The organism is Acinetobacter sp. CIP 101934, assembly GCF_000369585.1.
GTDB lineage: Bacteria > Pseudomonadota > Gammaproteobacteria > Pseudomonadales > Moraxellaceae > Acinetobacter > Acinetobacter schindleri.
Window position 1 is genome coordinate 1,326,971 of record NZ_KB850094.1, and the last position, 11,534, is coordinate 1,338,504.

Annotated in this window: 10 protein-coding genes and 4 tRNA genes; 8 read left to right on the top strand and 6 right to left on the bottom strand. The window is 42.4% G+C overall.

Annotation, left to right across the window (positions count from 1 at the left end):
- Positions 1 to 498 precede the first annotated feature (498 nt).
- From F899_RS06670 to F899_RS06685, 4 genes are all read left to right on the top strand, one after another.
- A tRNA-Leu gene (locus F899_RS06670) sits at positions 499 to 584 on the top strand.
- A 330-nt stretch (positions 585 to 914) separates the two neighbouring features.
- Positions 915 to 999: transfer RNA gene (locus tag F899_RS06675), tRNA-Leu, on the top strand.
- A 35-nt stretch (positions 1,000 to 1,034) separates the two neighbouring features.
- Positions 1,035 to 1,108: transfer RNA gene (locus F899_RS06680), tRNA-Trp, on the top strand.
- A gap of 39 nt (positions 1,109 to 1,147) precedes the next feature.
- A tRNA-Leu gene (locus tag F899_RS06685) sits at positions 1,148 to 1,232 on the top strand.
- A 136-nt stretch (positions 1,233 to 1,368) separates the two neighbouring features.
- Here F899_RS06685 and F899_RS06690 read toward each other — a convergent pair.
- Positions 1,369 to 1,572 carry a hypothetical protein gene (locus F899_RS06690; protein WP_004812366.1) on the bottom strand — a complete coding sequence of 68 codons (204 nt, stop codon included), beginning with the start codon at positions 1,570 to 1,572 and terminating at the stop codon, positions 1,369 to 1,371.
- A gap of 398 nt (positions 1,573 to 1,970) precedes the next feature.
- Here F899_RS06690 and F899_RS06695 point away from each other — a divergent pair, with 398 nt between their 5' ends.
- A complete protein-coding gene (locus F899_RS06695; protein ID WP_005221652.1) occupies positions 1,971 to 2,243 on the top strand; it encodes a hypothetical protein in 273 nt (90 codons plus the stop codon).
- A 9-nt stretch (positions 2,244 to 2,252) separates the two neighbouring features.
- On the opposite strand, the gene gloB is transcribed toward F899_RS06695, so the two are convergent.
- A complete protein-coding gene (gloB, locus tag F899_RS06700) occupies positions 2,253 to 2,987 on the bottom strand; it encodes a hydroxyacylglutathione hydrolase (protein ID WP_005221654.1) in 735 nt (244 codons plus the stop codon).
- A 121-nt stretch (positions 2,988 to 3,108) separates the two neighbouring features.
- Positions 3,109 to 3,693 carry a flavin reductase family protein gene (locus F899_RS06705; protein ID WP_005221656.1) on the bottom strand — a complete coding sequence of 195 codons (585 nt, stop codon included), beginning with the start codon at positions 3,691 to 3,693 and terminating at the stop codon, positions 3,109 to 3,111.
- Positions 3,694 to 3,819: 126 nt separating this feature from the next.
- Between F899_RS06705 and F899_RS06710 the strand changes: the two genes are divergently transcribed.
- The gene (locus F899_RS06710) at positions 3,820 to 4,641 is read left to right on the top strand and encodes a PhzF family phenazine biosynthesis protein (RefSeq protein ID WP_005221658.1); all 822 of its coding nucleotides are present in this window, start codon (positions 3,820 to 3,822) and stop codon (positions 4,639 to 4,641) included.
- Positions 4,642 to 4,767: 126 nt separating this feature from the next.
- Positions 4,768 to 7,554, top strand: a complete 2,787-nt coding sequence (locus F899_RS06715) for a M16 family metallopeptidase (RefSeq protein ID WP_005221661.1) — start codon at positions 4,768 to 4,770, stop codon at positions 7,552 to 7,554.
- A gap of 155 nt (positions 7,555 to 7,709) precedes the next feature.
- On the opposite strand, the gene F899_RS06720 is transcribed toward F899_RS06715, so the two are convergent.
- Together F899_RS06720 and F899_RS06725 are read right to left on the bottom strand one after the other, a co-directional pair.
- A complete protein-coding gene (locus F899_RS06720) occupies positions 7,710 to 8,771 on the bottom strand; it encodes an amidohydrolase family protein (protein WP_005221663.1) in 1,062 nt (353 codons plus the stop codon).
- A gap of 122 nt (positions 8,772 to 8,893) precedes the next feature.
- Positions 8,894 to 9,295: a DUF3144 domain-containing protein gene (locus F899_RS06725; RefSeq protein WP_004812380.1), complete on the bottom strand. Its 402-nt coding sequence runs from the start codon at positions 9,293 to 9,295 to the stop codon at positions 8,894 to 8,896.
- Between the two features lie 110 nt (positions 9,296 to 9,405).
- On the opposite strand from F899_RS06725, the gene F899_RS06730 reads away from it, so the two are divergent.
- Positions 9,406 to 10,038: a hypothetical protein gene (locus F899_RS06730; RefSeq protein WP_005221665.1), complete on the top strand. Its 633-nt coding sequence runs from the start codon at positions 9,406 to 9,408 to the stop codon at positions 10,036 to 10,038.
- Between the two features lie 12 nt (positions 10,039 to 10,050).
- Here the strand turns inward: F899_RS06730 and F899_RS06735 are convergent, their stop codons facing one another.
- The gene (locus F899_RS06735) at positions 10,051 to 11,508 is read right to left on the bottom strand and encodes a CYTH and CHAD domain-containing protein (protein ID WP_005221667.1); all 1,458 of its coding nucleotides are present in this window, start codon (positions 11,506 to 11,508) and stop codon (positions 10,051 to 10,053) included.
- Positions 11,509 to 11,534 lie beyond the last annotated feature (26 nt).

The window sequence follows — 11,534 nt, forward strand, 5'->3', positions numbered from 1 at the left end:
TCAAAAGAGACAAGGTTGATGCCTTGTTTTTTTTCGCCTGAAATTTAATGGCAAGCTTTCCTCTCTGATTCGGTCTTTGAAAAAAACATACGGTTCTTTTAAACTCTATATCACTCTATATCGATCATCCAGAAAAAAAGCTAAAGAGTTTAATGCATAAAAAGATAGTTCTTGCTCACTTGGAGATAAGAAAAGGGTAGCAAGTTTTTATAAAGAATCGAATTGATAAAAAGAGCCAAGATTTATTGTGTTTTTTAAATCTTAGAATTGATAATGACTGGCCATATGTATTATTACTTATGTAAGTGCACTCGAAATGGGTTGATCGAAAAAATTTGGATGAATAAAAGTTTTTGGATCAAATTGTTTTTAATTTTTTAAAATCTGACCATCAAAATGCCTGGATGATTTAATTGCTTAATTTTTGATTAAATAAGGCTTTATTGCTTATTTAAGCGCTTGTCAACAAAGCTTGATCTCTATAATATACAGTTCAGCGGGGATATGGCGGAATTGGTAGACGCACTGTGTTCAGGTCGCAGCGCCTTCTGGGCGTGAGAGTTCGAGTCTCTCTATCCCCACCAGATTTGAAAAACAAGGTTGAATACCTTGTTTTTTTTTGCCTGAAATTTGGCAGGGTAGATGAATGAGTCTTTATTAGACCAAGTGATTGGAATCGAAACTATAAAGAAACCTCTGATTCGCTATAGTTAAGTGAACGAGCAGAGGAAACAGAAAAATGATTGTAATGAATCGATTGATAGAAAAAGAATAAAAATGATGCATTTCTCTGTATTAATTTGATGAAAAATAAAAAAATAGATTTAACTGCTTAATTTATAGCAGATTAGACTCTAATTGCCTGTAAAGTGGCTTGTCAAAGGGAAATGATCTCTATAATATACACAGCCATCGGGGACGTGGCGAAATTGGTAGACGCACTGGATTTAGGTTCCAGCGCCGCGAGGTGTGAGAGTTCGAGTCTCTCCGTCCCCACCAAATTTACTTATGAGAATGAGTAGAGATGGTCGAGTAGAGGATTGGTGTAATGGTAGCATGACGGTCTCCAAAACCGTTCGTCAAGGTTCGAATCCTTGATCCTCTGCCATTAAAGTTTGAGAAATCCAGCGATAAGTTGGTACCCGATGGGGACGTGGCGAAATTGGTAGACGCACTGGATTTAGGTTCCAGCGCCGCGAGGTGTGAGAGTTCGAGTCTCTCCGTCCCCACCATTCAAAAGAGACAAGGTTGATGCCTTGTTTTTTTTCGCCTGAAATTTTATAGCTATAAAAAAGCCCATCGAAATGGGCTAGCTTGGCGTTAACTTAAGATGTTTGAATTGATCTTTCGCGTTAAAAGTGACGCAAATTAAGCCTTCAAATGGTCTTCGAATTCTTCACCCAATTGCATTGCAAGGGTATTGCCAGAGAGATCACAGGTCACCAGACCGTATTCTTTTTTAAAACTAAATGTAAAACCACGGTTGTCTGCCAAGGTACGTACGGAATACCCCAATTTTTCAAGCCATAGACGGAATGCCAGAAGATTTTTTGCTTTCACCACTTTTTTCACGAGATAACTCCTTCATCACTGTTCCTTAATAAATTAGGGTGAATAAAAAATTTTTAAAGGGGCAAATTTTAAAAATTCTTTAAATTTCCTGAAAATGCTTTTTTTATAGACAAATAATTGGATGAACTTTCACTAATAAATAGCTAAATTTATGATTTATGAATGCTTTTGGATGTTGTAACTAAATATTAGAAATCGCACTCTGATTGACTGAAATTTACGCATTATAAAGTTTTGAGTATGTTGCAACTAGGGGGAGTCTACAACTGGTCGAATTGTTATTCATTTCAATTTGGGTAGAGATTGCAGCAATCATCTGGTTGACCATTTTTTGCAATAAGTGGTCCTCGATCAATGTGTAGAATAATTTATACTTGCAAAAAATAGTGAGTCTGAATATGACACAAGTAAATATTGAACAGTATGTAAAGGATTGCATTGAACGTATGCAGCAAGAGGATCAGACACCGGTTGCTGTCATGTTGGGACATGAGGACTGGATTGAATTTACCGTACAGTCTCAAGTGGCATATACGCCATTCGGGAGCGCAAGACGTTATCAGCCAGCACTGGGCGGTTTATTACTGGTTCGGGTGGATGAAATTCATGCTTTACGCGTTGTGACCCAAGCAGAGCTGGATGCCTACGCGAAAAGCAATCAGATTCTATAAAAACCCTAATTAGAAATTGTCTTTCAAGGTTCTTAAACGGGCAAATTCTTCAACGCTGTCTGCACGCAAGAAAGGATTGGTTTTAAGTTCAATTTCAATCGTGCTGGGTAAGGTGCATTGGCCTAGCATTCTCAGACGTTCAACCTGTTCATGGCGCTCCTGAATTTCCAGATTATCCGGTTCTGCATGCAGTGCAAACTGGGCATTGGAAAGTGTATATTCATGTGTACAGTACACCTTGGTGCGCGGGGGTAATGCAGCCAGACGGGATAGAGAGTGGTACATCTGTTCAAAAGTACCTTCAAACACCCGTCCACAGCCCATTGCAAACAGGGTATCACCGCAGAACAGCACATCTAGCGCATCGATAAAGTAGACAATGTGGCCTAAAGTGTGTCCCGGTACACTGATGATGCTGACATCGATACCATGAAAATTGAATTCATCTTCATGCTCTAGAGGATGGCTGATGAATGGAATTTTACTCAATTCCTCACGAGGACCATATACCGGAATGTTTTTATCCTGAATCAGTTCAGGAACACCGCCAATATGGTCTTTATGCCAATGGGTTAACCAGATCTGCGCCAGTTCCAGCCTATACTGCTGGCAATATTCCTGTACCAGACCAGCTTCCGTGGGATCAACAGCCACGACCTGTTTGGAGTCTGTATGTTCCAGCAGCCAGATATAGTTCTGTAAGATATTTTTGACGTCTATACAGTGAATTTTGAAAGGCATCATTTCAGTTAAACCGTTTGAAGTTATTTAGTAAATTAGCATAATTACCCGGCATATGCAGATGCTGGATCGATGTTTATGGATGATTCATGTATCTGATTTTAAGAGTGTATAGGTTGGGTGATCAGTCTATATCATCCGCTGAAACCGGATCACCAATGCTATAAAAATGCCCCCCTGCAATATGGTGAATGCTGCGCCATTCACGCTCCACGTCCTGATAATACCAGTGTCCATCACGGAACACGCGCTCGTCAGCATAAGCCGTAATGACCTTGCCAATAAACAGGTCATGAGTTTGCTGATTATGGGGTTCAGGAATCAGTTCACACAGCAGCCAGGCTGCACAACCCCTTACAACCGGAATGTCTGACTGATCAAACTGGAACAGTTCCACACCACATTGTTCTAACTTATCGGGTTGATCATGCATGCTGATCGTTCCAACGGCTTGCACCATGTTCAGCTGTTTAAGCGTGGGAACTTGCAAAGCAAAGTAACCAGAATTTTCAATAATTTTGCGGGTTTTGGTACTTTTATCTAAAACTACAGTGACTTTGGCTGGCTGGAATTCTAGTGCACAAGCCCAGGCTGCGGCCATAACATCCGTATTTTCCTGATCCTGGGCAGAAACCAGCACCGTTGGACCATGATTGAGCAAACGATAGGATTTTTCCAAGGGTACAGCTTTCAGATGGGGATTAGACATTGCAAACCTTAAAATAAACAAATGTACGTGCTAAAAATTATGCACTTATTGGCTTATTAACATATATAAATTTTTTTGGCGAAAAAAGCTTTTAAACTAAAGCGCTAAACAAAAGGAGTTTAAGCAATGAAAATGTATCAAGTGGATGCGTTCACTACGGAGCTATTCAAGGGCAATCCCGCTGCGGTGATTGTGCAGGATGAGTGGCTGGATGAGAGCCTGATGCAAAACATTGCGCTGGAAAATAATTTATCTGAAACTGCCTTTGTGAAGACCATTGATGCAGAAAACTATGAAATTCGCTGGTTTACGCCAACGAAAGAAGTTGATTTCTGTGGGCATGCAACCTTGGCCAGCAGCTTTGTATTATTTCTGGATTATACCTCGCATAAAACCATTCGATTTCATGTAAAAAATCTCGGTATTTTTATAGTTAGTCAAGATGAAGATGGAAAAATCCGTATGAACTTCCCGATCCGTCGGGCAGTTTTGGTCGATGAATATCCTGCTATGTTGCGTGGAGCTTTGACCAAATCTTTTAAAAATGTCTATTTAAATGAACAGGCCTATATTATCGAATATGAGTCGGTACAGGATGTGCTGGATGAGGCTCCGGATTTTGAATTACTGAAACAGGTCAATGATCGCCGTACCGCGATTACTGCGACTGGCGCATTGCTGGATGTCGCCTTAACGGCGGGTGCAGAAAAGTATGACTGTGTATCGCGTTATTTTGCACCAAGTAATGGTATTAATGAAGATCCAGTGACGGGTTCAATTCATACCGGAATCGTGCCGATCTGGGCAGAAAAACTCGGAAAACAGCAGCTGGTTGCTTATCAGGGCTCAAGTCGGGGTGGTGTGCTGTATTGCGAGATACAGGATAATGACCGGATTGAAATTTCAGGTTATGGCAAGCTGTATATGAAAGCTGAAATTCTGCTTTAATCAGATAGAATATCTAAAAGCTGTTGTGAACAGCAGCTTTTATAAAAATACAACTCACAACAAGAGAGTCATTCTCTATGATGTTCACTGAATAAAAAGTTCATGTTTAAATTTGCTGGATCCAGAATGTCACTACGTTTTAAAAAATTAACACTTTCCATGTTTTTAATGGGCGCAGCGACGCTCAGTTTTGCTCAACCAGTATTGGTAAAAACAGAACAAAATATTGAAGAATATAAACTGGATAATGGTTTAAGAATTGTCCTTGCACCAAATGACAAAGAAAATAAGACTTTTATGAATACGGTCTATTTCACCGGTTCATTGAACGATCCGCAGGGGAAAGGTGGTCTGGCACATCTATTAGAACATTTAGCCTTTAAAGGGACTGAAAATATTAAAGGTGATGAATTTCAGCGTCGTCTGGACCAGTACACACTCTCATCGAATGCCAGTACGGATTATTATTCTACCAAATATACTAATCTGGTTCGCCCTGAAAGCACTGCACTGGCTGCGGTAATTCAGCTTGAAGCAGAACGGATGGATAGGCTGGTACTACAAGAAAAATATGTACCAACTGAAATTGATATTGTTAAACGTGAACGTGAAATCCGTCTGGATCAGCCATTTTCAGTATTGATGGATCAAATCTTTAAATCGGCTTATGGCAACCAGCATCTCGGTCGTCTGCCAATTGGCGATTTAAACGAGCTACAATCGATCAATATGCAGGAACTGAATCAATTCTACCGGACCTGGTATGCACCAAATAATGCCTATATGGTAATTTCAGGCAAGTTCGACAAGAAACAGGTACTGAAATATATTGATCAGCATTTTAGTCCAATCAAGGCACGTTCTGTACCAGAACAGCCGAAAGTACCAGAGTTAAGTCCTGAAAAGATTAAACAGCGTGAGTTTACTGTGGCCAAAGGCAGTGATTTTGCCAAATTCAATATCTATCTGAACCGTTCAGAAGTAGCTAAGCAGAACGCATTATCGGTAACACCAACGCTGTACACCTTGCAGCCGAGCGGGCATCTGTATCAGGGGGTTGTCGAGCAGGGAACAGCGACAGCTGTACAGTCTGCCACCTGGCTAGATAAGGACTTCAATATGGTCTTCATGGGTGCGGTCTATGCGCCGAATCATGATGCGAAAAAGGTCGAACAGGCGTTGCAGAATGGTGTCGAGCAGGGTAAAGGTTTTAATGAAACTGAGCTGAACCGGGTTAAAAATATGAGCCGCAATGCCGCTGAGAACATTAAAAATAACGCAGCAGCCCTAGGTTCACGCCTGAGTGATTATATTGCATCTTCGAATGGAGACTGGAGCAAATATTTTAGGGATCTGAATGCAATTCAAAACCTGACTGTGGCTGATGCTAACGCCATCTATAAGAATTTCTTTAAGGCGGAATACCGCATCCAGGGCAATATTGTACCTACGCCTGAAGATCAGAAAAAAGCTAAACAGCAAGAACAGCTTGCAGAAGTCAAACCAACCCTGGATTTAAAGCCTGTCACTGAAGAACCATTAAAAGATGTTTCGGTTTATCAGACTGAAGTAAAGCAGTACGTAAAGGAATCTAGAAAGCTACTGGCCAGCAAAGAAAAGCAGATCCAGCGTGGCAAACTGCAAAATGGCATTCAGTATGCTTTGTTCCCCACCCAGACCCGCGATGACAAAGTCTACTCGACGATTGCCCTTGATTTTGGTACAGCTGAAACACTCAAGCATAAAGGGGAATTGCTGGATCTGATGGCTTACTTGATCATGCGAGCTTCTGAGACTCAGAGCCTGCAACAGATTTCAGACAAAACTATTGAAGTGGGTGGCTCGGCCAATGTCAGTGCATCAGGCAATGGCCTGAATATTTCGATTTCAGCCAAGAAAGAATATTTTGAAGAATATTTTAAATACATTCTAAATGTATTGAAAAATCCGACTTTTGAGCAGAGCCAGTTTGATCTGATCAAGTCTCAGTCTTTGTCCAGCTTAGACCGTCCTTATACAGAACCGGATACGGTGACCAGTCTGACTTTTGCGCGTCTGCTCGAGCGTTATGAGCCGGGAGATTTACGTTATCATTTTGAGCCTGACTTGGCTAAACAGCAGATCAACGCAGCGACGCGTGAACAGGTCCAGCAACTGTATCAACGTTTCTTTAAAACCCATCATGCCCGCGTTGCGGTCACTGGTGAATTTAAGCCTCAAGCGATGCAAACATTAATCAAGCAGGAATTTGAGGGCTGGAAGAGCAATGAGCCTTATGCCCGCCTCAAGTCTGAATATGTCGCGCGTACTGCTGAAAGGGTACATGCATTATCGGAACAGCGCGAGTTTGGCAGCTATGTCGCCGCCATTTCAATTCCGGTGGGTTCAGATCATCCAGATGTACCTGCATTACTGGTATTAAGACACATTTTGGGTGATTCACAACTGTCTTCTCGTCTGGCACAGGAATTACGTGAAAAGAATGCCTTGGTCTATGGCTTTAGTGCTAATGTAGATTTCGCTGAATGGGACAATGCCGGTGCCTTGGCCTTTGGCGCAAACTATACCGCAGGACGCTCTGGCCAAGTATCGGATTCAATACGTAAGGTAATTGCTGAGCTACGTAGCAAAGGTGTCACTGTACAAGAAGTCGAAGCTGCAAAAGCCAGTATTCTGAAAAAACGTGTCACAGCACTGGAAGATGATCGCCGTATTCATAGCATGCTGGTGCCTCAGCTGGAACGGAACCGTGACCTGAATTATCGTCAAAAACGTGACCGCGCGGTGGCAGCCTTAACCAAAGCAGATATCGATGCAGTGATTCAAAAGTATCTGACTGCCGATCAGCTGGTAGAAGTGATGTCGGATCAATATGGGCAGCCAGTAAATCAGACCACGCTTACGAAACGTTAAATCTGCTTAATTCTGATAGATAACTGACTAAAAAACCTCCTCAATGCAGGAGGTTTTTATAAGGAAGGGAAATGTTTATTCTTTAATAGTAGTAAATATCTTCCATAAGTGAGAGGTAATAGATATTCCATAATTTCTGGCCATTTTCTCAACCTTTAAAGCCGGTAAAAACCTTTAGCATTGTCATGAAAAACAGATTTTAAAGCATTTTCATCATAGCCATGCACGATATCACTAAAAGCATCAATGATATCGACCAGATTTGCACTGACCCGATCCATCGGAAAATTGGAGGCAAACATGGCACGATCCCTTCCAAAGCATTTTAGGGCATGCTGAATCAGAGGCGTCGCAAGTTCAATCAGCTGCGCTTTGGAAGCTAATTGTCGCTGCTGATGAAAATGATGACCCAGCACTGGCATAAATAGCGCAGAGACTTTGGTCATGACATTCGGACACTCTGCCAGTTTGGCCAGATCTGTTTGCCAGTTTTCTAGAATCCGTTGCCTTTCCTGTGCAGTTTTTCCAGTACCTTTACCCACTGTGCCAAATAGTCCAACAAGCGTGCCGAGATGATCCAGAACAATCGGTGTTTCAGGGAAAGTCTTGGCAAGATGAATCACATCAGAAATCTGGGTGGAATAGACCCACGCATCAAAACTCAGCCTGGCTTTGGCCAGATGTTCAAACCCTTTCAGGAATTTTTTATTAAGGTACAAATGGGGTTCATCAGCCCAGGCATGCACGCCTTTATCTGGATGCACGGAAGCCATTTTACGGATCCCACGAAACTTGGGCGAAGCTTCTTGATGGAGTTGCAGTAACTTTTTAAAGTCTTTCCTGCGTGGATCCGCGGTAGCCACAATTGCACCCAATGCCAGATCGTGTGCCTGAAAAGGCAGACCGGCTACAAATCGGGTTTCATTCACGACACCTGTGCCTTTGTGTTCATGCCAGCCAGCTTCAATATGTACTACCTGTTCGACCTGATAATGAGCAATATCCTGTTTGTAATGAGCAGGTAAATAAGGTGCGGTAATGTGTTCAGTCAGGCCTATCGTTTCAATAATTGGTTTTGGATTCAGGAGGCGCACCATACGGTCCAGCAGGCGAGGATGCTTACCAAACAGTTTGACTGCCAGTGCAGCTGCATGAGGGGTGTGATAGGGATCCCATTGATGAATGTGTGGGTCGATGATGGGGAAACTAAGCTGCATGACTTTCCTTGTTGTTATTGGAATTATTCTTATTGCTATATAGAAGTAAAATAATACGGGCGTCAATGCAAAAAGTTGATCTAAAAATGCCAGGTATAAAAAAAGCCCCGAAGGGCTGAGCATTAATGATCGTGGTCATGATCATGTTTATGCTTGTTAGCATGGAATTCTTCGTTATGACGGAAGCGCAAATAGTTTTCGAACTGCTCGCAGTATTCATCATAATTGTCTTCCAGCATCATCTGGAACTGCTGAAGAATATAAGACATCACCTGATCTTTGGCATCACGCATTTCATTGCCATCTTTGAAATTGTTGGCTGCTACCCAGGTATTAAAACGGGCAGTTGCAAACAGCATCGAAGCGCTGACCTGACCGCGTTTTTCTGCAGGATTGTCCTGAGAGCCTTTTTCTACGCGGCTAAACTCATTGGCTTGCTTGATAAATTCATCAGCACGTTCAAAGAATGCAGCATTTAACGCTTCTTCTTCGGTTACATCGGTCGCTTCAATCTTTTGAACCATGAATTTTTCCTGACACTAAAATCTTAATCGACTTATTATAGGCAAAGCCTTGCAGAAACTAAACCTTTGGCTTAATCTAAAAATAGCCTAAGCATAAAAATGTGATTCCCATGCAAGATGCAATCGCTGTACAAAGCCTGAAAAGTGACATTGCCTTATTACGCCAAAATATCTGGCCACCAGTCAATCTGGCCAATGTTGAAGGACTACCAATTTACTATGGCAGCAAGTCGCAGGTGGAAGAATATTATCGTCAGTGGACGGGTCTGATTGAAAGGGCGCAGGATCTGTTTCAGCCTTTTATGGAAGACGAAGTGCTGGATGCAGTTCATCTGCCGAGCCATTTAAATCTGCCATTATTCTATTTTCATGTCGATCGTATCCGGATCAATAAAACCCGCGCCAAAGAATCAAAAACTTTTCGTGGTATTGCCAGTCTGGTTGAAAAATGCGGTCAATTTGAGCCAGAGCAGATTCAGGCGATGCAACGCTGGCTAGACAGCGATGAGACAGCAGCACTGGTGGCACATCGGGAATTTGTCGATTTGCGCACTTATGTGTTCCAGCATGGGCAAAATGAATATACTCGGACTCGATTCTATGTGAATGGTATTGTCCTGAGCGTAGAGCAGCATTTCGAACTGGTAGATGCACGAGATAAGCCACGTAAACAGCGCAGTGACAGTTATAACGATCCGCTTGCCGATAACAATACCTGGAAAGTTTACGGTAAATATCGCTAAGTATTTACTGATCTATTTCTTCCAGAAAGGCTGTACCTGGGCAAATTGCTGTAACTCTGCCTGAATTTCCTTTTGCAGCCGCTGTTGCTCCGCATGCAACCAGCCTAGCACAAACCATGCTTTAGGCTTTCGTTTCACATAAGGCTGATATAGGCTTTCTGCAACATGCAGGTCATTATATTGACCCAGGCTTTCCTGTAGCGGTTTTAACGCTTTGAGATAATTTTTCACCTGTTTGGCTGGAAACAGGTTTTGCAGAAATTCGATGTTATAGCGTAAACGCTTGACCCGTTTACGGGTACGATGCTGATCTTCAATTGCCAGCTCACAAAACTGTTCAGCATCGGCACAGATCTGCTGATGTAATTTGCCTAGACGCTTATACAGCATACGAATATCTGTAGTGACCTGTTTAGGTTCAGCCTCACTATAACGGAGTAAGTCCAGTATCAGATAATTGGTTTCTGGTTCCCGGAACACCTGTTCTACATCGACATTTTCTTCTGTTGCCGGTGGTAAGCTCAGAATCGGTGATCCGGCAGCTTCAAGTTGTGGCAATAAGCTTTCTGCCAAGGCATCGCGATCACGTGCTGTACCGAGTTGCTGAAAAAGCTCAGTCAGTTGTTCCACCCAAATTGGAGGAATTTCTAGCTCATCGACATTAAAAAAGCGTAAGGCACTGCGCAGACGACGGATAGCGACCCGAGCTTGATGAATATGTTCACTGTCATAATGTTCAGTAGACAGCGCCGTCGCATTAGGAAGTAGGTGCTGCAAGGTATTTCTAATAATTTTCTGCAACATGCCATGTAGGTTATCATCCTTGCTTAATACCAGCGGCAGTTGATGTTGAGCAGGTGTAATGCTGCTGCCTTCAAGCAAAGCATAGCCACGATCTGACTTGCTACGGCTGTCTAGCCATAAGTCATAACGTTGGATCCAGGGTTGTACAAATTCGATCAGTTCACTCAGCTGTCCCTGTTTGAGTTCAAATTCCAGCTCATAAATGGCAATAAATTCTGTACCATGCCGGATTTCACCTTGATCAAAAGCAATTTCAATCACACTGTTTTTATAGTTTTCTACATGAATAGAACGTTGCACTTCAGTTTCAAATTGCAGATGTAAAGGAATTTTTAGTGACCCTAATGCTTCTTTGAGCAGTTCACTGACTTCAGGATAATTTTTATAGTGTTTAAGGTCACATTGTTCAGGCTGTTCTTTTCCTAACTCAAATTCCACCTCCAGACGTTCAAAAGGCTGTTTCCCAGGAGCTTTAAGGGTCTGTAGCCAGATTTCATTTTCCAGGCGCTGCCGTAAAGCAATGCCATGCTCGCGCAGCTGTAACTCAGTCGTATCAAAATAACGAGCCCAGAGATGATTACGCACTAGCGTTAAACTGATGAAGTCTTGTTGCAGCTGTGCGTGCATGTGGGAGGGAACTTGAAATTTGAGTTCGATTTCTGCCATCGGGTGCTCCTCCTCGATACGGCATT

Excerpts from the sequence above, each read along its gene's own strand:
- F899_RS06695 (WP_005221652.1), top strand. The coding sequence starts at position 1,971 with ATGACACAAGTAAATATTGAACAGTATGTAAAGGATTGCATTGAACGT.
- gloB (WP_005221654.1), bottom strand. The coding sequence starts at position 2,987 with ATGATGCCTTTCAAAATTCACTGTATAGACGTCAAAAATATCTTACAG.
- F899_RS06705 (WP_005221656.1), bottom strand. The coding sequence starts at position 3,693 with ATGTCTAATCCCCATCTGAAAGCTGTACCCTTGGAAAAATCCTATCGT.
- F899_RS06710 (WP_005221658.1), top strand. The coding sequence starts at position 3,820 with ATGAAAATGTATCAAGTGGATGCGTTCACTACGGAGCTATTCAAGGGC.
- F899_RS06715 (WP_005221661.1), top strand. The coding sequence starts at position 4,768 with ATGTCACTACGTTTTAAAAAATTAACACTTTCCATGTTTTTAATGGGC.
- F899_RS06720 (WP_005221663.1), bottom strand. The coding sequence starts at position 8,771 with ATGCAGCTTAGTTTCCCCATCATCGACCCACACATTCATCAATGGGAT.
- F899_RS06725 (WP_004812380.1), bottom strand. The coding sequence starts at position 9,295 with ATGGTTCAAAAGATTGAAGCGACCGATGTAACCGAAGAAGAAGCGTTA.
- F899_RS06730 (WP_005221665.1), top strand. The coding sequence starts at position 9,406 with ATGCAAGATGCAATCGCTGTACAAAGCCTGAAAAGTGACATTGCCTTA.
- F899_RS06735 (WP_005221667.1), bottom strand. The coding sequence starts at position 11,508 with ATGGCAGAAATCGAACTCAAATTTCAAGTTCCCTCCCACATGCACGCA.